Source organism: Arcicella sp. LKC2W (assembly GCF_034931005.1).
Lineage (GTDB): Bacteria > Bacteroidota > Bacteroidia > Cytophagales > Spirosomataceae > Arcicella.
The window spans coordinates 1-24472 of record NZ_JAYGIN010000007.1 but is presented as its reverse complement, the minus strand read 5'-3'; the positions used below and the strand labels follow the sequence as shown (position 1 = coordinate 24472).

Genomic DNA, 24472 nt, shown 5'->3' with positions numbered 1-24472 from the left:
TGTGAAACTTTACTACTCATTTTAAATTAAAATATCTAACCACTTTTTTTTCCAATTATCACTGATAACTGTTTACTGTTCACTGATAACTGTTTACTGATAACTGTTCACTGATAACTGTAAGGAATCTTTTCTAAAATTCATATAAGAAGGTTCTCTCTGGTAAAAAGGAGAGAACCGAAAAAAATTAAAATCCAAAAACAATCTTATGAAACAATCTTTATTCTTAAAGCAGCCACTGCTTACCCTTATGAAAATCGCCATTTATCCATGTATTCTCATTACACTTTGTACCGTAATGGCGTTTGCTCGTCCCACAAAGGCTCAACAAATTTTAAGTCGGGAAGTGTCCATCAAACTTGCCAATGTAAGTTTAAAAACAGTTTTGCAAGAAATTGAAAAGCAAACAAATGTCCGTTTTGTGTATAGCAATAATACCGTAGAAGCTAACAAAAATGTAAGTTTATTGGCAAATAACGAACCTTTAACCTCCGTTTTGCCTAAATTATTGTACCCAAATAAACTTCGTTATGAAGTGGTAGAAGAGCAAATTGTCTTGAAGAAAAACAAAGAGCAATCCGCCATTATTACCGAAGAAAAAGAAAGTTTATCCGTTATCATCGAAGATAGAGTTTCAGGAAAAGTAACTACCGAAAAAGGGGAAGTTTTACCAGGTGTAAGTGTTTTGGTAAAAGGGTCGCCGAGAGGAACAGTAACCAACAACGATGGTGAATTTAATATTGCCGCCAAAGAAGGTGACGTTTTAGTATTAACGTTCGTAGGTTTTGAGAAACAAGAAGTAAAAATCTCGGCATCTAACCTAAACATGACGGTGGTGATGAAAGAAGATATTTCTCAATTAGGCGAAGTTGTGGTAATTGGTTCACGCTCAACAGTGGCACGTACTAACGTAGAACGCCCTGTGCCTGTGGACGTTATCAGTGCAAAAGAATTACAAACCACTGGACAAACTGAGTTAGGACAACAGGTTCAATTTATGTCACCTTCGTTTAATTCTGCCAAAAACGGTATCAACGGCGTGGCAAATTATGCAGACCCAGCTTCATTAAAAGGACTTTCGCCAGACCAAATGTTGGTTTTGGTGGACGGAAAACGTCGTCATCAATTTGCCGCTTTGAATAGTAACGTAACCGTTGGAAAAGGAACTGTTGTAACCGACTTAAACTCTGTACCATCATTGGCATTGGAGAGAATGGAAATTTTACGTGATGGAGCGGCAGCACAATATGGTTCAGATGCCATTGCGGGTATTGCCAACTTAGTTTTGAAGAAATCAGTTAATAACGGAACGGCACAAATTCAATATGGTGTAACCTCAAAAGGAGACGGCGGAGGCTATACTATTGGTTTAAATTATGGTTTTGATTTGGGTAAAAAAGCGTCATTAAACATTACAGGAAGTTATCAAGATGTAAAAGGAACTGACCGTTCAGACCCATACAATCCACAACCAGTAACGGGCGGAACTTATACAGGAATTTATACCAATGTAGCAGCAACTGACCAAGCTTTATTAAAATCAAGAGGTGTATGGGGTAATGGAACTTATGGCTCATTTCATCCAACATCTTACGGAAGTAATGCCATGAAATCAACACAAGTTTTTTATAATCTTGATGTGCCTTTAACGAAAGAATGGACATTATATTCATTCGGTGGATTTTCTCAAAAAGACGTATTTGCTCAAGCATTTTTAAGAACGGCTTTGGCAACAAGTGCTACTTCAAACCCAGATTTATTTCCTGACGGATATGTACCTCAATTACCAGGAACATCGGTTGATTTATCAGGTTTTGTAGGTGTAAAACGTAAAACTTCAACAGGTTGGAATTGGGATATTAGTACAGGTTATGGTAAAAACTACCTTGACCAAAACGCCAATAATACCTCAAATGCTTCAATGGGAGCTAATTCTCCAAAAGATTTTTATATTGGTAGAATTGGTTTTGGACAAAGTTTGACGGAAGTAAACCTTTCTAAAACTACGCTTGGTTTGTGGGGAACAAAATCGGTAAACGTAGCTTTGGGAGCTCAATACAGAGTGGATAATTTCACGCTAACTCCTGGAGACGATGCCGCTTCTTTAGTTGGCCCTTTATCAGCTACAAAAAACAAAACGCCAGGTTCGCAAGGACGTGTAGGTATCGACAAAGCTGATTTAACCAATAAAAATCGTTCAAATATTGGTATGTATTTAGACTTAGAAAGTGACATCACCAACCGTTTGTTAGTAGCAGGAGCTTTACGTTATGAAAATTATAGTGATTTCGGTAGTAATGTTTCTGGAAAATTGGCAACACGTTTAAAACTAACAGATGACTTCTCAATTAGAGGTTCAATCAATAAAGGTTTTAGAGCTCCTTTGCTTCAACAAATTGCCAATGCTGCCACTACTTCAACGGTTCAAAGTGGCGTGATTCGTAGCACCAAACAATTACCATCAGACGATGCACGTTTAGCAAAAATCGGAATTGAAGACCCAAAACCAGAAACATCTTGGAACTATAATTTAGGGGTTACTGCAAAATTAGGAGCAAATTTCCTCCTTACCGTTGATGCTTACAAAATTGACATTACTGACAGAATTATCGTTACTGAAAATTTAAACGTTAATAATATCGCTGCTCTAAAAGCTAATTTTGCAGGATTTCAAGAAATTACCTTCTTTACCAATGCTATCAATACAGGCACAAAGGGTATCGACGTTGTAGCTTCTTACAAACAGTCAATAGGTGCAAAAAGTAAGTTAACAGCAAGCCTTGCATTGACCGTAAATAAAACCGAAATTACTGGAGTGAAAGCAACACCAACAGCTTTACAATTAGACACAAAAAATCCAATTTTATTAATTGATACAGTTAGTAGAGCATTAATTGAAACCAGTCAACCACACTCAAAAGTTTTGGTTTCAGTAGGTTATCAAGTTGGTAAATTTGCCTTCAATTTACGTAGCTCATATTTTGGAGCAGTAACTGGTTGGGAAAAATTGAGTAAACCAGTAGCAGGAACGAGTAACTTGCACCAAAGCCAAACATTTGGAGGTAAAAATCTATTTGATGCCTCGGTGGTATATAGTCTGAATAAATTCTTAACTATCACCATTGGTGGCAATAACATCACAGACGTATATCCTGATAAAGTTTATAGTAATTATGCTTCGTATGCCAATGGTCAAGTACCTTACACTCGTAATGCTAACCAATTCGGATTTAACGGTTCATATTATTACGGAAACTTGACATTTAAGTTTTAAGATTAATGATGGCACGCAGATGACGTAGATTTTTGCAGATATTTTAAACAACTATCACAAAAGAAGTTTTTAAAGCCTGTACACACATCTGCATTTGACAATTTGCGTAATCTGCGTGCCATGTACTATCAATAGCATTACTAAGTACAACTAAACATATAAACAATTTCTCTTGACCAATTTGTTACTACTTTTCGTCTGTTTACTGTTGGGAATAATTCTCCAGCGGTTAAGAGGCTTTCCGAAAGATGCCCATTTGGTCTTGAATTCTTTTATTATATACGTCTGTTTGCCCGCCCTGACTTTGCTTTATACCACCGAAATTCATTTTGAAGAAAATAAAGCATTGCCCATTTTAATGCCTTACATTTTGTATATCTGCTCTTTTATTTTCTTCAAAATATTAGCTCCGATTTTACAACTTGACCGTAGCACTACGGGAGCGTTGACCCTCACGGCGGGCATCAGTAGTATATCATTTGTGGGTTTTCCCATTTTTGAATTACTCTTTGACAAGGAAGGTTTACAAATAGGCGTACTCATGAGCCAAGCGGGTTCATTTGTTGTTTGTGGAACTTTAGGAATATTTACGGCTTCGTATTATTCAGCAAAAGAAGTCTCAGCCCAAAAAATTATCAGCGATATTTTCAAATTCCCACCCTTTTTATCATTCTGTGTAGCCTTAGTCTTGAATTTATCAAATTTCCATTTCCCTGCTTGGAGTGTCGAAGTTTTACAGAAAATTGGTAGTCCTTTTGGCATTTTAGCCTTAATTTCGGTAGGATTACAAATAAGTTTCAAACGAGAAGATTTACAAGTGAAACCTCTTTTATACGGACTTTTTTATAAATTACTCATTGCCCCGCTGTTGATTTTCATTTTATACATTTTAATCATTGGCGAACATTCATTTATTGGAAAAATTTCAGTCGTTGGGGCGGCTTTGGGTTCAATGAATACCGCCACAATTATCGCTATCAATTACGGATTAAATCCCAAATTAGCCACTCAAATGGTCAGTATCAGTATTCCATTGTCACTATTAAACGTTGGCATTTGGTATTTAATAGTGATGAGTTATGAATTTTAAGACATGACTTCCCATAAATTAGCTTGATATATTCATAGTTCGTAATTCATAACTCATCATTCATAATTCATAACTAAAATACATGAAACACATTTTTAAAAACTTAACCTTTTGGGTACTCACCGCTATTGTATCGGGTGTATTATTGGGACATTTTCATCCCGAAATTGCCCTTCAGCCCATTTTAGAAAAGCCCATAAAATTCAGTCTATATTTTTCAGAATTCGAGATAAAAACTACTTTTAGTGAACTCCTAAGCAGTCTTTTTATCAGTATCGTAAAACTATTTATTTGCCCAATTATTTTCTTGACCATCACTTTGGGAATTATCTCAATGGGAGATTTAAAGAAAGTCGGCAAAGTAGGGGCAAAAGCTTTACTATATTTTGAAATTGTCACAACGGTAGCTCTTTTCATTGGCGTAGTGATTGCAAACGTGCTTCGTCCTGGCGATGGCGTGGTTACCTCAGAAATTAAAGGTGGTGATATTTCCAAATACACAAAATCAGCCGAAGTTGGTTTTAGTTGGATGAAATTCTTTTGGGATAATGCCACACTCCAAGTTTTGCTTTTAGCCATTATTTTAGGAGTGGCATTAAGTAACTATTCAGGTCGAGATAAAATTGTCAATATGCTTGCTCCCATTTCAAAGAAAATCTTTTGGGCATTGCATAAAGTCATGTTGCTTGCACCCGTTGGGGCATTTGGAGGAATGGCTTTTACCATTAGCAAATACGGAATCCAGACACTTTTACCTTTGGCTAAATTGATGGTAACGGTTTACTGCACAATGGCTTGCTTTATTTTTGTGGTACTTTATCTGATTTTGAGAACGTATAAAATTGACCTTCTGAAATTCTTAAAATACATCAGAGAAGAATTATTAATTGTGTTGGGAACATCGTCTTCAGAAGCCGCTTTGCCTTCTTTAATGGAAAAATTAGAGAAAATGGGTTGTTCAAAATCGGTGGTTGGATTGGTAGTGCCTGCGGGATATTCTTTCAATTTGGACGGCACAACGATTTACCTTTCAATGGCCATTATTTTCTTGGCACAAGTATTCAATGTTCATTTAGATTTACAACAAATTTTGACCATTATCGGTATTTTGATGGTAACTTCAAAAGGGGCAGCAGGCGTAACAGGAAGTGGTTTTATCGTGTTGGCATCAACGCTAACGGCTATAAAAGTAATTCCCGTAGAAGGTTTGGCTTTACTTTTGGGTGTTGACAGATTTATGTCGGAAGCTCGTGCCATCACCAATTTTATCGGAAACGGAGTGGCTACGGTTTGGTTAGCCAATAATGAAGGCGAATTTGATAGAGAGAAGATGGAGGCGGCTTTTGAGGGGTAATCAATCGGAATTGATATTTGAAAAGAGTGAGGTAAATAATGATCATAAAACAAATCATTATTTACCTCACTCTTTTTTTATCGAAAATGGAATAAACCTTTCCAAGTATTTTAACTAAGCCCACATCAATTTTTTAATCGGAGTGATAATAGTATTGGTTTTTTAACACAAAAAATTGATTCACAGATACTTATTCAAATCAAGGTCAGCGAGGTAAATTATACATTTTTGCTAATTCTTCATAAGTCATTGAAGGTATTCTTCCACCTTTGAATATTGGGATGATAACAGTTCTGAACTTGTATGAAGAAACTCCATTTTTAGCATAATTATATTCCCTGATAAACATTAGTCCAGAAGAGCCATGAGTTACAGACATATCAACAATGTTAATAGTTTTACCATCAGCTTCAAAAACTGCATTTTGATTTATCGGGAGTAAATCAAATAATGATGAACTTATTACATAAGTAATCGGAATTTCAGAATCGACTTTAAAATTTGGAATGATATAATCCTTTACTGGTGAAGATGTACTACCTGTAAAATCAAGTGTAAAATCATAATATCTTGCTGTTGAAGCATTTGCTCCAGCAGCTCCAGCAGCACCTGTTGCTCCAGTAGCACCTGTTGCTCCAGTAGCACCTGTTGAACCTTGTGGTCCAACATCACCTTTTTCTCCTTTACAACCAAAGAATAAACTTGAACTAACAACTAAAAGACTAAATAGTATTTTTTTCATATTAAAATATATTTATGTTATTTAAAATATCTGATGGAAAATGATAGCTTCTTTAAGATAAAGAAAAGCTATCTTTAAGAAGCCCAGATTAAAGCTTAATAAAACAAAAATAGTACATTTATCACAGTTTAGATTGTTCGTATTTATTAAACGGTACTTCTCCCTAAGACGAATGATAGATATCATAAGTTAAAAGATTGGATAAATACGTTCCCGAAAGTTTAAAACTTTCGGGAACGTATTACCAAATAAAATGTCACAAATCTCTTTACTTAATTATATTAACCGAATCGATCGGTTGCCCTACCTATCTAAATAAAAATCCACACTTAAAAACACGCAATTCACTCCGCAAAATCCCCAGTTTATCGGATTCCTATATATTTCATCTTCGTGGTCAGCTACTTTTGAATCATCAAATAAGCAAATAATATCTAAATTTTAAAAAATATCAAATCATGAAAAAGTTAATATTTACTATCGCCCTTTTTATTGCATCATTTATCACAAAAGCAACTGACAATGAACGTTTTATGAAAGCAATGGGTGCAACATTAATGGAATTAGGACAAGCTCAAGATGTGGCAAGTTTACAAGAAGTTGCTAATAAATTTGAACGAATTGCCAACTCCGAAACCAACGAATGGCTTCCCAATTATTATGCAGCTTTGTCTTATAACTTAATCGCCCAAAAACAAAAAGAGGGTGCTGAAATTGACAAATATTTGGATAAAACGGAGGGATTTATCACAAAATTAGCACAACAAAATGTAAGCACTCCCGACGAAATTGAGGTATTAAAAGCACAAGTTGCCATGATGAGAATTTCAGTTGATGGTGCTGCTCGTTGGATGAAATTTGGTTCAGCATTTGAAGGAGCAATTGCCAAAGCCAAACAAATAAACCCAGAAAATCCACGTGCTTATACTTTGAAAGCACAAATGGTTTTTTACACACCTCAACAATTTGGTGGCGGAGCAGAAAAAGCTTGTCCCGAAATACAAACCGCTATCCAAAAATTCGCTAACTTCAAACCAACAAACCCTTTTGCACCAAAATGGGGTTTAGAACAAGTAAATGGTTTAGCAAAGGCTTGTAAATAGCATTCATGACGTGAAGAAATAAGCTTATTATTTCTTCACGTCAAAGCATTTTCTTCAAAATAATAAAAACATGAAATCAAGTTTTTGGGGGCGTTTTTGGATATTGGGCTTCTTCACGGTTATGGCATTCAACGGTCATATTTATTTTATCGTTGGAATGCTCAGAGGAAAAACTCATTATCGTGAGTTCATCATCAATATTATTTACAGTAATATTTTTGATGCCTCCTCTATGCTTTTGGGCTGTTGGCTGATGCTAAAATTTGGTGTAAAATTAAAATCTATCATATTTCGCCATTTTACGCTGACGATTTTTGCCATTAGTGTTGCACTATTCAAATTCTACACATTCTCACTTCTCTATCAATTATTTGATGAAAAAAAATACCAGAATATAGACAATACAGTACGAGATTGGTATGATGCTTTGTTTACTTTAGGGCCAATTTTGGGCATAAACCTCATTTACTATTGGTTCACCCGTGAACGTAAACAAATTATCAAAATGACGGAACAAGAATATCAAATATTGCAGATAAATGACCTCAAAACAAAGGCAGAATTAGCGGCTTTGGAGGCAAAAATAAATCCTCACTTTTTGTACAATTCCTTGAACTCAATTGCCTCATTGGTACATGAAGACCCCGATAAAGCCGAACACATGGTGATGAATCTTTCAAAGTTTTATCGCTTTTCAACGGGTAGAAATAATGAACATTATGACACTTTAAGAAACGAATTAGAAATTGTAAAAACCTATTTGGAAGTAGAAAAGGTGCGTTTTGATGAACGTTTAGTTTATGCGTTAACCTTTGAAAATGAAAATTTACAAAATTGTCAGATTCCAAGATTTTTAATTCAACCCATCGTAGAAAACTCAATTAAGCACGGGATTTCAAAATTAGCGGGAAACGGCATCGTTAAGATTCATATTTCGGAAGAAAAAGGCAACTTAATTATCAAAATTCATGACAATGGCGTTCCTTTTCCTGATAATATTTTTTCGGGATACGGACTGAAATCTATCCAAGACAAACTTCGGCTTTTATCGGGCGAAAAAGCCATGATGAGTATTGTTAATGAACCCGAAAAAGCCGTCATATTGTCATTACCGAAGCGATAATTTCCAGTTTTTCAATTGAATTTTCTGATTAATATGTTCTGTTTCACTAATTGAAAATTCTCTAAAGCCTGCTTTTTTAAGTACATTTTGAGATGGAAAATTAAAAAAAGGTGTATCAGCAATGATAGTTTTGAGACTTGGCTCTAACTTTGCCCAATCTATCAAACAAGTCAGTGCTTCAGTGGCGTAACCTTGCTCACGATGATTTCCATCAATAAAATAACCAACCATCGTAACGCCATCTTGGTCTGGGAAACCTGCAAAACCAATCCCCCCAACAGAAGTATTTTCTGAAACCAAAACGATTTCCCAATTGGTGTACCAAAAGAAATCAGCGGGATTTTGTTCGGTCATGGGCAACCAAAAATTTTGAAGAGCATCTTGAGTTTCAGCAAGATAAAATTCATCAATATTCCAATCACAGGCATTAAACCCCAGCTTAGCCGTCATATCGGTACGGCCTTGTGTATTCCAAATATTAAGTAGCAGATTATCAAGCGGTATTAATCTCAAACGTTCTGAATAAATTTCTATCATTGAATATAAATTAATTATTTTAAAGCATAATTTTTAATTAAAGATGGGATTTTAGCCCATAATAACCATGTTCAAAACCATTTTAATTGACGATGAAAAATTAGCCATTAGCCGCCTTGAACGATTATTGAGCAAATATACCGATACTTTTGAAATTATCGGACGGGCTAATAATGGAGCAGAGGGTTTGGCAATGGTAGAATCACTCAGACCTGACTTAATTTTTTTAGACATTGAAATGCCAGTTATGACAGGTTTCGAGATGCTTTCTCATCTAAAACACTTGCCATTGGTGGTTTTCGCAACCGCTTATGACGAATACGCCATTAAAGCATTTGAAGAAAACTCAATTGATTATTTGCTAAAACCTATCGAAAGCGAACGTTTAGAGAAGACTGTTCAAAAACTTAATCTTTGGAAAGCAGGAAATGAGCATCAAACCAAAAGTCCTTTTGATGATAATATTTTGAAAATGATAGAAGCGATGCGTCCTAAAAAAGCTATCAGTTCAATTTCAGTAAAAACTGGAAATAAAATATTATTAATTGATTTACAAGATATTAGCCATTTTGAAGCCGAAGACAAATACGTATTTTTAGTAACACTCGACGGCAATAAATATCTCACCAGTTATACCATTTCTATTTTATCAGAAAAACTTCCTGATGCTCAATTCTTACAAATCAGTCGAGCAAACATTATTAACACTCAAAAAATCAAGGAGATAGAAAAACATTTCAACGGTAAATACCAAATTACGATGAAAGACAAAGCTCAATCTAAAATGATTTCGGGAGGTACATTTGGTGATGCCATCAAAGAGCTTTTTGAGATATAGATTAATAGGCGTTAGGATTTAGTTGTTGGGCATTAGTGTTGGAACTCGCTATTAATCAGGGGATTCCAATTTAGACGGCATTTAAAACGGAAATATGTACTTATTGACGCAAGTTAAATTTGAGTCACAAAACCTCACCCCCAACCCCTCTCCATCGGAGAGGGGTTGGGGGTGAGGTTTTGCGACAATAAGTATATAAATCCGTTTTAAAATACCATAAATCTTTGGTAATCAAGCTTATGAAAAAACTAAATCCTAAATCCCTACTAACATTAACAATTTAAGAAATATATCTAACGCTGACAGGACGTAAATCCGTCAGCGTTGAAATCGGAATTACCTGATTCTTTGTACCATTGAAAATTGATATTCTCCGCAATAACTACCCATAAATTTCATCCCTCCTCCTCCCAAAAGCAATTCCCTTGATACCCTAAAAACCCCCTCTTATCGACACACTTTCTATGTTGGTCGAAAATTGTCAAAAACTAAGGCTAACAAGTGCAATTTTGTGTTATAAATATGTCTTAAATGACTAAAAATTGAGTTTTTCCGCTTATCAAAAAAACAGCCCATTTGTACTATTTTAATTTTATCAATCAAGAAAACGCTTCAACTTTGCAAAAATTACGTAAAAACAACACGTAAATAACATTATCAGAATTCATGAAAAAGGTATTACTATTATTAACATTTTTAAGTTTTTATGCCAATAGCATTTCTGCTCAATTTCCAATGGGTGGCATGGGAGGAATGGGCGGAGGTAGAAGAACAGAGCAAACAGCCATTCCTGGTACTGCACAAGCAACGCCAAAAGGTTCTGCCAAAATTACGGGGTATGTAATTGACTCTGCTGCCTCACAAGCGGTTGAGTACGCAAGTGTTGCCTTGATGAACAAGGCAGACAAAAAACCTGTTGATGGAGCAATTTGCGACGATAAAGGGAAATTTTCGTTGACAAAAATCGCAACTGGCGAATACATTTTATCAATTTCATTCATGGGTTTTCAGTCTAAAAAGGTTGAAGTGAAAATCGTGAATAAAAACGATGAAATTGATTTGGGCGTTATCAAATTGAATCCAAGTACACAAGTTCTTCAAGAAGTTACCGTTGAAGGTCAACGTTCATTGATGGAAGACAAAGTGGATAGAATGGTTTATAATGCTGAAAAAGATGCCAGCAATAAAGGAGGAGACGGTGCGGACGTTCTAAGAAAAGTACCTTCTTTGACAGTAGATTTAGACGGTAACGTTTCATTGAGAGGTAGCCAAAATGTAAGAGTTTTGATAAACAATAAGCCTTCAACCATCATTGCAAGTAGCGTTGCGGATGCCTTAAAACAAATTCCTGCGGACATGATTAAGTCAGTTGAGGTAATCACTTCTCCATCAGCTAAATATGACGCTGAAGGTTCTTCAGGTATCATTAACATCATCACTAAGAAAAATACCTTACAAGGTCTTACTTTGAACTTGGATACAAGTGTCGGTATTAGAGGTGGAAACTTATCACTAAATGGAAATTACCGTAGAGGGAATATGGGTTTCTCTTTAGGAGGTTTCGGTAGAGCAAACTATAATGTGAATGGTCGTTTTGAGAACAATCAAATTACAACTGGTACTGACGGCGTTAAAACAACCAACAACCAAAGTGCTGAAACTCGTAACAGTGGTTTATTTGGAAACTACCAATTAGGTTGGGATTGGGATATTAACAAAACCAACTCAATTACGGCTTCTGTACGTTTAGGAGCAAGAAATCAATCAAGTTTCCAAGATGGATTATTATCTCAAATTTACAGAAATAATCTTTTGTCAAGCTCAACAACTCGTAATGTAGAATCATTGGATAACTCAAATAACGTTGATGCAAACTTTGACTATACGCACACTTTCAAGAAACCTCAACAAGAATTTACTTTATCGGGTCAATTTAGTAGAAACAATCGTAATAACAATTTCACGAACACAATCTTAAACCTTCCAGATTCATTAGTAAACTTAGGACAGAATATTATTTCAAATACAAACCCAAGTTATAACCAAGAATCAACCGTTCAAGCTGACTACCAAACACCAATCGGTAAAACACAAATGATTGAATTTGGTGGAAAAGGAATTTTCAGAAAAGTAAATTCTGTTTTTAGACAACTTGGCAACAATGGTTCATTAGATTATGACCAAAATATCGCAGCATCGTATTTTTCATACACCCTTACCACAAAGAAAAAGTATAGCTTAAAAGTAGGTGGTCGTTATGAATACACCAATATTGATGCAACACAAACTTCAGAAGGTGGCGTGGCTCAAAACATTGATATTGCTGATTACGGAACATTTGTACCAAGTATCAACCTTTCTAAAAGTTTAAAAGGCGGAACAACTTTAAAAATTGCTTATAACCGTCGTATTCAAAGACCTTCGTTACAATTCTTGAATCCAAACCGTAATGCTTCTAATCCATCGAACGTTACAGAAGGTAATCCGAATTTGGCTCCAGAATTTACCAACAACTACGAATTTACGATAAATACATTCTTCAAAAATACATTCTTGACAACCGCACTTTTCATGCGTAATACCACTGGAGGTATCCAAAGTGTACGTACAAGTACCACTGATGCACAAGGAAGACCAATTATTTTGACAAACTTTTTCAACATTGGTAATGAAGATGCTTACGGTATGAACCTTTTTGGAAACGTAAATATTTCTAATAAACTTCAATTGGGTGGTGGTACAGATGTTTACTATACCGTTTTGAAAAACAACAATCCAAACCCACTTTATAATGCCAGTAACCAAGGTTGGGTAGCCAGTTTCAGATTATTTGGTAGTTATAACCTTGCTAAAGGTTGGGGCTTACAAACCTTCGCATTTTACAGAGGAAATCAGGTGCAATTGCAAGGAAATCAAGGTGGATTTGCGATGTATAGTTTAAGTGTGAAGAAAGACTTCTTGAACAAAAAAGGAAGTATCGGTTTTGGTGCTGAAAACTTCTTTACACCAAATGGTTTTGTTATCAAAAGCAATGTTGACTCGCCAACAATTATGCAAAACAGTACAACTACTTTGCGTAACATGAACTTCAAAATCAATTTCAGTTACAGAATTGGAAAAATGACATTTACGGAAACGAAGAAGAAAAAGAAATCAGTTAATAACGACGATTTGAAAGACGGTGGCGGAGACGGTGGTCAGCAAGCTCCTGCACAATCAGCACCAACAGGTGGCGGAGGTCGTCCAAGATAATTTTAAAGTACACTAATACATCAATCAAACTGAGTTTCAGTCCTGCAATAGATTTTATTGCAGGATTTTTTTTACAAAAAGAATTCATCAAATGAAAATAAGGTGTAAAGTTGACACAAAAAAATTTGGCGAACCCCAAAGGGATTCGCCAAAATATATCACTAACACACCAAAATATAGTTATGAGTTCAAATAAAATTCAATTCCTCACAACATATTTTATATTTTAAATATTATTGTTATGTACAACAAAGCTGTACCTAAAAGTCAAGTAATAGTAATTATAAAACCTCTAATCAATTACAATTTTAGAGAATATTTAGTTATACCCAGTATTCTGACAAACATAAAAATTTAACTCCATAATTCAAATAAATATTATTGCCTTTTTATTATACGGTTGCTTCAAAGGTCGTTTATTGACATTTGTTAAGCATTTAATAATTATTAACGAAAAATAGATAGAATAGGAAATTATACGAAAATAGGAAATTTTAACTTGCACAATTATCACACTTTGATATAACGATTTTCTTCGACTATAAATTCACGAATTTGTGTATTGACTTCGTTATTCCTAAAACAAAGCCCTCTTGAAAATCAAGAGGGCTGTAAAAATCAACAAAGTTTCTAAAAGTAAAGTTTTAAAAAATCAGCGGTTAAATTGGTTCAGTTCAACGTCGTTATGAATCTTATTCAATTTCAAAATAAATTGGAAGTGTGTGCCACGAATTTACATTCAGCTCACCTTCTTTCGCAGGAATCCAAGATGGCATTTTCTTGATTACTCTCATCGCTTCATGATTACAAGCATCATTAAGTCCTTTTACTAAATAAACTCTTGAAATTTTTCCGTATTTGTCAACGATAAATCTTACAAATACTTTGCCTTTAATACTTTGCCCTACATTTTCAGGCGTTTCTATATTTTTAGCAAAAAACTGTTTCATTGCATTTGCTCCTCCTGGAAACATCGCTGTCACCTGCGGAATGGCATAAACAGTGTCCATCACAATATCCTCATCAATAATTGACACGTTACTTTTTGTAACTGTTTTGTTTGAATTACTGAGTCTTTTCTGAGTAGGTTCTTCTATCTCATTTATCTTAATTTTCTCAACTTTCACATTGGGACTTACACTGTTGTTTTGAGTAACAGTTAATTTTTTAACAGGGTCTTCAGCGTTTTCCTTAATTCCTAAAACCTCCTCAATTTCGTCAATATTATTGGATAAAGTTTTAGATATTTCATTTTCTTGATTTACTTTTCTATCATATTCTTGACCAAAAATAATCTCGTCTAATAAAAGTTCACTTTTTTCTTTTGAAGCGAGTTCATTTTCCCAAGCATTCTGAATGGCTTTGGCAACATTCGAAGCATATAACGCTCTTGATTCTGGTTTACCAACAAAAGCAGAACTCCACCGCTGTTGGGCAGAGGCTATATTTTCTACAAATAAAAAGGATATTACAATAAATAAATTCTTCATAGTTATGCGTAGTTTACTTATCTATTATGATTGAGTAAGGATAATTCAGGTTGCATAAAACTTATACAACCTGTTTAATGATTTTTAGGTATTGTTTTAGGAGTTGTTTAGGTTAATTTATTGGTCTTCAAAAAATTAACCTAAATAGCTTCTTAGAATTTGAATTTCAAACGAGCAGAGTAAAAACTTCCTCCAAAACCCATCTGTATAGCTTCATACATACCACCAGTTTCGGTATTTCCTGGATTTTGTTTGTCTGGATATACATTAAAAATATTTGAACCGTTCAACACAAATTTGATATTCTCTGTCAAACTATAACCAGCAGACAAATCAGTCGTCATTTTTGCCCCATACATATTGGGTAAAACATTGGCAGAGTTATAATCAACTAATTCCATCGAAGAAAAACCTGAAACTCTAACCGATGATGAAAAACGATTTAATTTATAGTCTAATAAAGCATGGAATTTATATTTAGGAGCAGCATAAGTAATTAATGAACGTTCACGTCTATCCAAGAATTGCTCTTCTCTACCAGCCAATGCACCAGTGGTGACAACTTTATCAATATCAAGATGATTGTAGTTAAATGCCAATGAAGAAGTCAAAGTACCTAATCCGATTGTTGTGGTATAATTAGTCACAACATCAACGCCATAGGTTTTAGTATCAATAGCATTGGCAAAAAATTGTGCAGCAACTACACCCAAATTATTGAAAATTCCCTCTAAACCTTGGTCAGAAGCAGAAAATTCTCCTGTCAAAACGATACGGTTTTTCACATTAACGGCATAACCATCAACCGATACTGAAAAATCTTTACTTGGCTGAATAACAAATCCTAAACTGGCATTTAATGAAGTTTCTTGTTTCAACGATGGTACCCCCAAAGCCTTTGTAATTGAGCTTTGATTATTGGCAATTAAGCGTTCAACATAAGTAGGTTTTTTGGTGATTTCGTCAACAACAACGTCATTGATAACTGTTCCAAAATAAACCTGAGCTAAAGATGGAGCTCTAAAACCTGAACTAAATGACCCTCTAAATGAAAGTGCATCTGCCACTTTAATACGAGAAGCAATTTTACCATTAAGTGTTCCGCCGAAATCACTGTAATTTTCGTAACGGAGTGCCGTTGCAATCAACCATGAATTGGTAACATTTACCTCAGCATCACCATAAACGCCAAAGTTGGTTCGTGAAGCAGTCAAAGCATTATCTGGACGAATACCTGGGAAATTTTGAGCCCCACCAGCAACCTCAATATCATTCCCGTAACGTTTCCAAGAAGCTTCTTCGCCCGCTACTACTCCATAAGCGTCAGTTCTAAATTCAGAACCTAATGAAATATTTACACCTGACAACACATTTTCTAAACTCTTCGTGAAAGTTAATCCCGTTGTATTTTGTGATAAATTATATCCTCCTGCATCGAAATTGATTTGATTCTTAATATTTGTACTTAATACTTGCGAAGGGTTTACGGTATTAAGCGTAGATAATTTTAAGCTATTTTTTCCGTAAGTATTGTATAAATCTATTTCCCAACCATTATTAGTTTTTGTTTTTAAACCAATCGTCAAACTTCCGTCAAAAATATCCGACCCAATTCTTGGTTCATAACCATTCGGGAAAACAGATTTTACATTTCTTGGATTTAGAGTATCAACAGTAAATCCTTGAGCATCGGTTGAACGAAAATTAATTCCTCCCGACGAATAAAACTTGGTTTTTTCAGAAAGAGCAACTACTGAATTAAGATAAAAACTACTGTTAATATAAGAAGCATCTCCAAATAAGGTTCTACCATTCTGACCTTTGTAGTCAAGATATTGAGCATCAGCCTTACGAAATGTTTTCTCTTTTGATAATACTTCTGCGGTGATATTCAAGAATCCATTTTCTCCGATTTTCAAACCATAATTCAAATTTGGATTAAAAATAATACCATCACCTGCTGCATAAACTCCAGCGTTCAGACTACCCGTAAGTTCTTTCGTCGTTGATTTCAAAACCAAGTTAATAACACCTGCAATGGCATCAGAACCATACTGTGCAGCCGCCCCATCACGCAAAATCTCGATATGGTCAATGGCTGCCACTGGAATTGTATTCAAATCAGTACCTGTATTTCCTTTTCCACGAGAACCAAATGTACCAATCAATGCACTCTGGTGAAAACGTTTTCCATTGATAAGCACCAATGTTTGGTCTGGGCCTAAACCTCTCAATGAAGTTGGGTCAACATGGTCTGAAATATCTGAACCTGACTGACGATTTGAATTAAATGCTGGTACTAAAAAGTGAAGAATTTGGTTCAAATCCATTTGTCCAAAAGCCTGTAATTGTTCCGAAGTAACAACATCAATTGGGGCAGTTGTCTCATTTTTGCCACGCCCTTCTGTGGCACGGCTACCCACAACCACCAAAACTTCGTCTTGTGCAGTAGCAATGGCTTCTTCTAAAGAAACATCTGGCAAGGTTATGATAGTGGTAGCAGGCACAATGACTGAGATTATCTTCTTTTCATAACCTGAAAAGCTGACACTCATTTTATAATCGCCTTTAGGAAGTTTGATTGAGAAATTACCTTGTAAATCGGTAGAAGTGGTATAAGGTGTATTTTCGATGGTAACTGTCGCACCTACGATACCTTCTTTAATGTCGGCATCAATAACTTTTCCTTTGATACCTTGACCGAATGCCGTGACACTCAAGAAAATTGGAATGATTAGGAAGCTTAATTTGAATAATTTTTTCATGATGAGTAAGGATATTGCTTTAAGAAACTTTTATGGGTAATATACAAGCGTTCAGACAGCCCTATTTTTGATAAGACTATCTTTGTTATTTAGCTACTACTACAAATTGATTGCCAAAGAAACTGTTTTGGTTAAAAATATCGTTTTTTATTCCATCCTGCTCAAAAACAAGAATAGAATAGATAGTTTTCTACAACTGACTTAGTGCTTTTCTGGCGGAAAATAAGATTAAATGGAGTGTTGATAAATACGGAATAATGCACCCGTACAGATAAAATACTATGATTTTACGAAAGGAAAAATAGTCTTTTGTGTACAAGTAAGGATTTTGTGATTGAAAGATTCAAAACAATTCTTAAACGCAAGGAAAATTTAAGGCATTTATTTTTGAATAGTTCAGGGTAAAATAAGTATTTAATGGATAATTAAAGAAAATTCGTGAGCGGATATTCCATGATTGGAACTGAATTTCTCTAAACTGGCGGGTCAATCCTTAATACTTAAAATACTGAACAAATATAGGAAGATTAGAAATGGTTGTCAAGTATTTTCATTTTATTTCCAAAATATAACAATTTAGTATTTTTCAGCTAACGTTCAAGCTAAACGCTTCAAATTGAACGAATTGGAAATTTTCATTGTCCAAATTAAACATCAAAATGCAACAATCGGTGTATTGGAATCTTTAGGTTTGGGTATTTATTGAGGCTGAAGTACCAATTCAAACATTAAAATAATGGCATCGTTTGAGAGTGCTTCAAAATCAATCATTTTGAAATTTGAAAGGGATAAGCCATCTCTGGTGTGAAGAAGTCGGTCTTGGACTTCAAAAGCTCCACTAAGTACAAAAAAGAAAATATCATTTTCAGATTTTTCAAAGGTAAATTCTTCTTTCTTTCTCCCGTCGTATTTACCAATAAATCCTCTTTGACTATTTTTTGAAAAAATGGGCAACATTGTATTTTTATCTTCAAAATCAAAAGCATTTACTTCTATTTTCGAGGTAAAATCTACTGAATCATTATTCAGCCAAATTTGCAAAAAATTAATTTCTTCAGTTTCATAAGGATTAATAATTTCATATTCAGTGGCTGCCAAAGCCGAAAAAATCTGGACTTGTCCCACCTCTAAAAAACCTGTTTCTAATGAATTATGAAATTCAAGTCCGCCCACAATCGGTATAATTATCACTTCTGAGTTTTTTTCCAATTTCAATTTCAAGCGATGTCCTGCCTTCAAAGTATCATCATTGAAAACCTGCAAATTGACAAAGGGCGTTCTGCTTTCATGAAAATAATGCCCGAAATTGAAGGTATGAAAACTACGAAAAAAGCCAACCTGCGAGATTCCCCGCTGGTCGGCTAAATATATTTGAGCTTGAGTTTCTAAATCCATTATTATTTTATGCACTTACGACGATTGTATGAGTAAGATTATATCCTGCGGCTACACTTCCAGTAATTGTACCTATTTCGGTAGCAATAGAATCAGCAAATACATTATCCGAAGCATTGTAAGTATAACCCGACATTCCTTTGGTGTAACCATTGGCAGATGAGGCATTTACAGCTACAACTGCACTATCACTTGCTTCTGGAAATCCAATTTGTGTTACCAATAATGATTTACCTGCTGAGTTATAAATATGTACGTGGATATGAGTAGCACGTCCTTGATACCAACCTGGGAAAATTGATTGAAATGAAACTTGTCCGTTTGTATCAGTTACCTGACGACCTCTCAAAAAGTGTACACTTGTAAAATTTTGTTGTTGCATAGAAGTTCCACCATACTCAGAATAATAACCGTCTTTGTCGCAATGCCAAACATCAACTAATGCTCCAGCCAAAACAGCACAACTCGAATTGGCATTTTTAATGGTAATTGTAAAAGCAAAAGGAACACCAGTTCTATCAGAACGTATATCTTTTAATACTAAACTTTCAGGGACTTTTGTAGGAAAAGGCCCTGCCGTTTCGCTATTGGTAACGGTACAATTACTTGCCGAACTCCCATTCGTTGACCCTGTTCCAGTAGTGGTACCAGTAGTGGTTGTTGGCTCTACACTTGATGATTTGCAAGCATCCAAAATGGGTAATACTGCGGCAAATCCGATAAGGCTATTAAAACCTTTTTTCAAAAATTCTTCTCTTTTCATGTTTTTAATAATAATCGTTTTTGAAGAATACGTCATTTTGAAAACAACAATGCCTGTGCAAGGTTATTTATCGGTAAAATGTGTATTTCTATCGGTTAGCTTAAAGAATATGCTTCTTGATTGAGTAAGTTTTAGGATTTTAGAAGCTGTTTAAGTATTTGTGATGAACAAGTACATACTTCCCAATACTCAATAATGAATACAGAGGGTAAACGTTATTCATTGCTTCCGAGTATTCGTTTGTCGGTGAAAATCAGCCTTTTATCGGTTAGTGAATGATTGTTTCATCCATTCATCAATAAAGTCTTGATTACTACTGCTGATTGGAATGGATTTGCCTGAAATAAGTTCAGCTTTTTTATTGAGGATAGCTTTTACATTCATATTCGGAACGATAAAACTACGATGAATACGACTGAATTGCTCCGAAGGTAATTTTTCTAAAACTGCCTTCATCGTCATCAAAGAAAGAATTGGTCTGGTTGAGTTTAATAAATGTATTTTGACATAATCTACCAAACCCTCAATATAATCAATATCTGCTACGGCTATTTTAACCATTTTGTATTCCGACCGAACAAAAAGATATTGAGGAGATTCTGTTTTGACATTATTTTTCAAATCAAAATAGTCAATTGCTTTAATGACTGCACGACTAAAACGGTCGAAAGGAATAGGTTTCAAAAGATAATCCATTGCCTCTAATTCAAAACCATCTAAGGCAAATTTTTTATGAGCCGTCGTGAAAATTATCATGGGTTTTATTGACAAATTTTCTACTAATTCAAGCCCCGTAATATCAGGCATATTGATGTCGATAAACAGTAAATCAACAGAATTATTAGCCAAAAACTCAGCTCCTTCAATGGCATCATTGAAAGTTTGTAGAAGCTCTAATTTCGAGAATTGAGCCACATATTGGGTAATCAAAGACAACGCCAATGGCTCGTCATCAATGGCAACACACCGTAGTTTCATAGTTTAGTTTTGCAGAAATAATTCAACCATATAAAGTCCATTTTCTTGAGAAATAGTCAAAGAATGTCTCTCAGGATACGAATATTCTAATCTCTTTTTTGTATTCTGAATCCCAATACCTGTACGTTCAACTTTTCTGGCTTGCGTAAAAAGAGTATTCTGGCAACTAAATTTTATCGTATTATTTTCTCCTAAAATTTTAATCATAATTGCAGATTCTTCCCGATTGCTCACAGCGTGTTTAAAGGCATTTTCCACAAAAGTCATTAAGATTAGCGGAGCAATTTCTCTATATCCAACCTCCCCATTTACTTCAAAACACACGCTCGTCTTTGGCGTAAGTCGTAGTTTTTGTAAGTCGATATAATCACTAATACACGCTATTTCACTGGATAGTGGCACAAAATCTTCTGTTATTTCATCGGTAACATAACGCATTATGTGTGATAATTTCATAATACTTGGAGCAGTATTCTCATGATTCATCGTTGCCAAAGTGTAAATATTATTCAGCGTATTAAATAGAAAATGTGGGTTAATTTGAGCTTTCAGAAATGATAATTCTGCTGTCACTTTATCGGCTTCAGCTTGGACTGCTTTCTTCTCGGTCAGTTGCCATTTCAGAGCTACCGTAATTGCCATGCCCAACATCCAAATAGTAAAGAATAGGAAAATACTAACAATATCCACAAATGGTGGACGGCGTTGAACTTCATGCGGAGGTTCGGGGCGATATTGACCATGAAATTCTGAAGGTGATAAAATACGCTGTTCTGAAAAATGATTAAACTTCTGAAAAATTAAATTATCATAAGGCTTTAGCCATGAAACCACTATAAGCATTATGGCAAATATGCCAAAATAAAGCAGATAGTGTTTTTGAAAATATAGTTTGGGAATTAAGAAAAGCGTATTCAGATAAAAAACTGTTAGATAAACTCCAATAAAAAGCAAATAATTACGAGAAACTAAAATGTCGAAATCGGTACTTGTCCCTTGCGACATATAAAAGAATGGTAAAGCCCAAAATAGTAGCCAACCAAGCAGGTGAATTATGAGGGTAAATTTTAATCGAAACATCACCGAATATAGAAAAAACCACCAATATTCACAATAAATATCGGTGGTTTGATGTAATGAAACGGTAAGTAATAATGAGAAATTAACGATTAATTGATAACAGATATTTCTTCATTTTGATAGAAAACAGACACTTCGTCTAAAATACCAATGATTTCTTCATAACTCATAGAAGTAACCAATCTCATTCTAAAGTCTTTAAAATGAGAAATACCTTTGAAGTAATTAGAATAATGACGACGCATTTCTACAATTCCAACATGGTTTCCTTTCCAACGAATGCTAAAATCTAAGTGTTTTCGACAAACATCAATGCGGTCGTCGATAGTTGGTGGGGCTAATTTCTCCCCCGTTTTGAAAAAGTGCTTTATTTCATTAAAAATCCAAGGATAACCAATGGAAGCACGCCCAATCATGATGCCATCAACGCCATAACGATTGCGATATTCCAACGCTTTTTCAGGCGAATCAATGTCTCCATTGCCAAAAATCGGAATTCTAATTCTTGGATTTTCCCTTACTTTAGCAATCAAACGCCAATCGGCATCGCCTTTATATAATTGAGCTCTTGTACGTCCATGAATGGTAAGTGCCTCGATGCCAATATCTTGCAAACGTTCAGCTACTTCTTCAATATTTTTGGTGGTATCGTCCCAGCCCAAACGGGTTTTTACCGTAACAGGCAAGTGCGTTGATTGAACAACGGCTTTTGTCATGTCCACCATTTTGGGAATATCTTGCAATAATGCCGCTCCTGCTCCACGACAAGCCACTTGTTTTACGGGACAACCATAATTTATATCAATCAAATCTGGCCCTGCTTTGGTGGCAATTTCACCACAAACACGCATCGTTTCAACGTCTGAACCAAATAATTGAATTCCGATAGGGCGTTCATATTCAAAAATATCTAATTTCTGAACCGATTTTGCGGCATCACGAATTAGTCCTTCCGAAGAAATAAATTCGGTGTACATTAAATCTGCTCCGTTTGCTTTACAAACAGCACGGAAAGGCGGGTCAGAAACATCCTCCATTGGTGCTAACAACAAAGGAAATTCGCCTAATTCTATATCTTTTATTTTAACCATTGCTTTTCAGTTATCAATAAACAGTTATCAGTAAAATCTTGATTATAATTGACTAATAATTAAAGGTTTTGTCAATAATTAGCTTCCATAAATGGTAACTGTTTACTGATAACTGCTAACTGTTATGTAAATTTACAACCATTATGACACAATCCGATAATTTAAAACCACAAAGAGAACAACCACTTCTTGCTAAAATCCTTATTTTGGTAGGTTTTACGCTTGTTTTCATGACCATTGGCTCATTAATCGCTATTTTTTTATTTTCGTCGATGACGGGAATGCCTTTTGAACAAGTGGCAGAATTCTCAAAACATCTCAATGAATATCAAAATATGTACGATGGGGTAATGGCACTTCAGACGTTTTCAACGCCTATTCCGTTCATTGCTGCGTCATTGTTTTATTGGTATTATATCGAAAAACAAACCATTCATACTTTAAGTTTCCAGGAAGCAAAACCGCTTGATTTTGTCTTGGTAGCACTTTTAGTGATTGGTTTTATGGGTTTTGATGCACTGATTATTGAGATGAATCAGAATATGAAACTACCTGATACATGGAAGAATGTTGAGAAAGCGATGAAAGACAGTGAAAATGCAACCGCTGAATTAACAAAATTTCTGACAAATTTCCATTCAATATCACAATTGATTGTTGCTTTGGTGGTGGTAGCTGTTTTAGCGGGTGTGAGTGAAGAACTTTTATTTAGAGGTGTGTTACAAAATATTGTGTTGAAAGCCACAAAAAATCCTCATGTTGCCATTTGGTTTTCAGCGTTTACTTTTAGCTTTATTCACTTTCAATTTTTTGGATTTGTACCAAGAATGTTGCTGGGTGCTTTATTTGGCTATTTATATTTCTGGACAAAAAGCCTTTGGATTCCGATGTTTGCCCACATCGTAAATAATGGTTTTACGCTTATCATGGCTTATCTGAGCGATATGAAAATGGTTGATATGGATATTGAAGACACAAAATCCGTACCTTTGAGTATGGCGTTGGGTTCATTAGTCGTGACCATTTTATTATTACGATGGTTTTGGATGAATAGAGTGTCGGACGTAGATAAAGTTTAAACTTCTGAATTTATGAATGACTGGAAAAAAATATATGAATCGACAAGTCCAATTAAAGCACAATTAGCAAAAGCCTTTTTGGTTGATGAACACAATATTGATGCGGTAATTATGAATAAACAAGACAGTTCGTATCTATTTGGACTTTGTGAAGTGCATGTACCTTTGCAAGATTCTGTTTTAGCAAAATTTTTAGTAGAAAACGAAGCAGGTCTTATGTAGAGACGTTGCCTGCAACGTCTAATACCATGTTTATAGAAATTCAAAAGGATTGACCTGCAACGTCTAATACCATGTTTATAGAAATCAAAAGGATTGACCTGCAACGTCTAATACCATGTTTTATAGAAATTCAAAAGGATTGACCTGCAACGTCTAATACCATGTTTATAGAAATTCAAAAGGATTGACCTGCAACGTCTAATACCATGTTTTATAGAAATTCAAAAGGATTGACCTGCAACGTCTAATACCATGTTTATAGAAATTCAAAAGGATTGACCTGCAACGTCTAATAC

Annotated in this window: 19 protein-coding genes; 10 read left to right on the top strand and 9 right to left on the bottom strand. The window is 35.0% G+C overall.

Annotation, left to right across the window (positions count from 1 at the left end):
* The first annotated feature begins 208 nt into the window (after positions 1–208).
* From VB796_RS07315 to VB796_RS07305, 3 genes are all read left to right on the top strand, one after another.
* Complete coding sequence (locus VB796_RS07315; protein WP_323345867.1) at positions 209–3274, top strand: TonB-dependent receptor domain-containing protein; 3066 nt, start codon at positions 209–211, stop codon at positions 3272–3274.
* Positions 3275–3446: 172 nt separating this feature from the next.
* Entirely contained in the window at positions 3447–4364 is a 918-nt protein-coding gene (locus VB796_RS07310) for an AEC family transporter (protein ID WP_323345866.1), read from the top strand.
* Positions 4365–4446: 82 nt separating this feature from the next.
* Complete coding sequence (locus VB796_RS07305) at positions 4447–5718, top strand: cation:dicarboxylate symporter family transporter (RefSeq protein ID WP_323345865.1); 1272 nt, start codon at positions 4447–4449, stop codon at positions 5716–5718.
* Between the two features lie 205 nt (positions 5719–5923).
* On the opposite strand, the gene VB796_RS07300 is transcribed toward VB796_RS07305, so the two are convergent.
* Positions 5924–6460 carry a hypothetical protein gene (locus VB796_RS07300; RefSeq protein ID WP_323345864.1) on the bottom strand — a complete coding sequence of 179 codons (537 nt, stop codon included), beginning with the start codon at positions 6458–6460 and terminating at the stop codon, positions 5924–5926.
* Positions 6461–6918: 458 nt separating this feature from the next.
* Here VB796_RS07300 and VB796_RS07295 point away from each other — a divergent pair, with 458 nt between their 5' ends.
* A complete protein-coding gene (locus tag VB796_RS07295; RefSeq protein WP_323345863.1) occupies positions 6919–7563 on the top strand; it encodes a hypothetical protein in 645 nt (214 codons plus the stop codon).
* Positions 7564–7633: 70 nt separating this feature from the next.
* Positions 7634–8686, top strand: coding sequence for a sensor histidine kinase (locus tag VB796_RS07290; protein WP_323345862.1), 1053 nt, complete (start codon positions 7634–7636; stop codon positions 8684–8686).
* Here the strand turns inward: VB796_RS07290 and VB796_RS07285 are convergent.
* A complete protein-coding gene (locus VB796_RS07285; protein ID WP_323345861.1) occupies positions 8672–9223 on the bottom strand; it encodes a GNAT family N-acetyltransferase in 552 nt (183 codons plus the stop codon). The genes VB796_RS07290 and VB796_RS07285 overlap by 15 nt on opposite strands.
* Positions 9224–9290: 67 nt before the next feature.
* Between VB796_RS07285 and VB796_RS07280 the strand changes: the two genes are divergently transcribed.
* Both VB796_RS07280 and VB796_RS07275 read left to right on the top strand, forming a co-directional pair.
* Positions 9291–10061, top strand: coding sequence for a LytR/AlgR family response regulator transcription factor (locus tag VB796_RS07280; protein ID WP_323345860.1), 771 nt, complete (start codon positions 9291–9293; stop codon positions 10059–10061).
* A gap of 666 nt (positions 10062–10727) precedes the next feature.
* Positions 10728–13313, top strand: coding sequence for a TonB-dependent receptor domain-containing protein (locus VB796_RS07275; RefSeq protein ID WP_323345859.1), 2586 nt, complete (start codon positions 10728–10730; stop codon positions 13311–13313).
* A gap of 692 nt (positions 13314–14005) precedes the next feature.
* On the opposite strand, the gene VB796_RS07270 is transcribed toward VB796_RS07275, so the two are convergent.
* The 4 genes from VB796_RS07270 to VB796_RS07255 form a co-directional block, all read right to left on the bottom strand.
* The gene (locus VB796_RS07270; RefSeq protein WP_323345858.1) at positions 14006–14803 is read right to left on the bottom strand and encodes an energy transducer TonB; all 798 of its coding nucleotides are present in this window, start codon (positions 14801–14803) and stop codon (positions 14006–14008) included.
* A gap of 152 nt (positions 14804–14955) precedes the next feature.
* Positions 14956–17568, bottom strand: a complete 2613-nt coding sequence (locus VB796_RS07265; RefSeq protein ID WP_323345857.1) for a TonB-dependent receptor — start codon at positions 17566–17568, stop codon at positions 14956–14958.
* Between the two features lie 699 nt (positions 17569–18267).
* A complete protein-coding gene (locus VB796_RS07260; protein ID WP_323345856.1) occupies positions 18268–18963 on the bottom strand; it encodes a pirin in 696 nt (231 codons plus the stop codon).
* Between the two features lie 7 nt (positions 18964–18970).
* Positions 18971–19726: an intradiol ring-cleavage dioxygenase gene (locus tag VB796_RS07255; RefSeq protein ID WP_323345855.1), complete on the bottom strand. Its 756-nt coding sequence runs from the start codon at positions 19724–19726 to the stop codon at positions 18971–18973.
* Here VB796_RS07255 and VB796_RS07250 point away from each other — a divergent pair.
* Positions 19725–19850 carry a hypothetical protein gene (locus tag VB796_RS07250; RefSeq protein ID WP_323345854.1) on the top strand — a complete coding sequence of 42 codons (126 nt, stop codon included), beginning with the start codon at positions 19725–19727 and terminating at the stop codon, positions 19848–19850. The genes VB796_RS07255 and VB796_RS07250 overlap by 2 nt on opposite strands.
* A gap of 137 nt (positions 19851–19987) precedes the next feature.
* Here VB796_RS07250 and VB796_RS07245 read toward each other — a convergent pair whose 3' ends face one another.
* The 3 genes from VB796_RS07245 to dusB form a co-directional block, all read right to left on the bottom strand.
* Complete coding sequence (locus VB796_RS07245; protein WP_323345853.1) at positions 19988–20704, bottom strand: LytTR family DNA-binding domain-containing protein; 717 nt, start codon at positions 20702–20704, stop codon at positions 19988–19990.
* Positions 20705–20707: 3 nt separating this feature from the next.
* Positions 20708–21784 carry a sensor histidine kinase gene (locus VB796_RS07240; RefSeq protein ID WP_323345852.1) on the bottom strand — a complete coding sequence of 359 codons (1077 nt, stop codon included), beginning with the start codon at positions 21782–21784 and terminating at the stop codon, positions 20708–20710.
* 89 nt (positions 21785–21873) lie between these two features.
* Positions 21874–22875: a tRNA dihydrouridine synthase DusB gene (dusB, locus tag VB796_RS07235; RefSeq protein ID WP_323345851.1), complete on the bottom strand. Its 1002-nt coding sequence runs from the start codon at positions 22873–22875 to the stop codon at positions 21874–21876.
* 143 nt (positions 22876–23018) lie between these two features.
* Here dusB and VB796_RS07230 point away from each other — a divergent pair, with 143 nt between their 5' ends.
* Complete coding sequence (locus tag VB796_RS07230; protein WP_323345850.1) at positions 23019–23954, top strand: CPBP family intramembrane glutamic endopeptidase; 936 nt, start codon at positions 23019–23021, stop codon at positions 23952–23954.
* A 12-nt stretch (positions 23955–23966) separates the two neighbouring features.
* Entirely contained in the window at positions 23967–24176 is a 210-nt protein-coding gene (locus VB796_RS07225; protein WP_323345849.1) for a putative signal transducing protein, read from the top strand.
* Positions 24177–24472 lie beyond the last annotated feature (296 nt).

Bases quoted from the DNA above. Each gene is read 5' to 3' on its own strand.
- VB796_RS07315 (WP_323345867.1), top strand. From the start codon at position 209: ATGAAACAATCTTTATTCTTAAAGCAGCCACTGCTTACCCTTATGAAA.
- VB796_RS07305 (WP_323345865.1), top strand. From the start codon at position 4,447: ATGAAACACATTTTTAAAAACTTAACCTTTTGGGTACTCACCGCTATT.
- VB796_RS07300 (WP_323345864.1), bottom strand. From the start codon at position 6,460: ATGAAAAAAATACTATTTAGTCTTTTAGTTGTTAGTTCAAGTTTATTC.
- VB796_RS07295 (WP_323345863.1), top strand. From the start codon at position 6,919: ATGAAAAAGTTAATATTTACTATCGCCCTTTTTATTGCATCATTTATC.
- VB796_RS07290 (WP_323345862.1), top strand. From the start codon at position 7,634: ATGAAATCAAGTTTTTGGGGGCGTTTTTGGATATTGGGCTTCTTCACG.
- VB796_RS07285 (WP_323345861.1), bottom strand. From the start codon at position 9,223: ATGATAGAAATTTATTCAGAACGTTTGAGATTAATACCGCTTGATAAT.
- VB796_RS07280 (WP_323345860.1), top strand. From the start codon at position 9,291: ATGTTCAAAACCATTTTAATTGACGATGAAAAATTAGCCATTAGCCGC.
- VB796_RS07275 (WP_323345859.1), top strand. From the start codon at position 10,728: ATGAAAAAGGTATTACTATTATTAACATTTTTAAGTTTTTATGCCAAT.
- VB796_RS07270 (WP_323345858.1), bottom strand. From the start codon at position 14,803: ATGAAGAATTTATTTATTGTAATATCCTTTTTATTTGTAGAAAATATA.
- VB796_RS07265 (WP_323345857.1), bottom strand. From the start codon at position 17,568: ATGAAAAAATTATTCAAATTAAGCTTCCTAATCATTCCAATTTTCTTG.
- VB796_RS07260 (WP_323345856.1), bottom strand. From the start codon at position 18,963: ATGGATTTAGAAACTCAAGCTCAAATATATTTAGCCGACCAGCGGGGA.
- VB796_RS07250 (WP_323345854.1), top strand. From the start codon at position 19,725: ATGTTTTTAATAATAATCGTTTTTGAAGAATACGTCATTTTGAAAACA.
- VB796_RS07255 (WP_323345855.1), bottom strand. From the start codon at position 19,726: ATGAAAAGAGAAGAATTTTTGAAAAAAGGTTTTAATAGCCTTATCGGA.
- VB796_RS07245 (WP_323345853.1), bottom strand. From the start codon at position 20,704: ATGAAACTACGGTGTGTTGCCATTGATGACGAGCCATTGGCGTTGTCT.
- VB796_RS07240 (WP_323345852.1), bottom strand. From the start codon at position 21,784: ATGTTTCGATTAAAATTTACCCTCATAATTCACCTGCTTGGTTGGCTA.
- dusB (WP_323345851.1), bottom strand. From the start codon at position 22,875: ATGGTTAAAATAAAAGATATAGAATTAGGCGAATTTCCTTTGTTGTTA.
- VB796_RS07230 (WP_323345850.1), top strand. From the start codon at position 23,019: ATGACACAATCCGATAATTTAAAACCACAAAGAGAACAACCACTTCTT.
- VB796_RS07225 (WP_323345849.1), top strand. From the start codon at position 23,967: ATGAATGACTGGAAAAAAATATATGAATCGACAAGTCCAATTAAAGCA.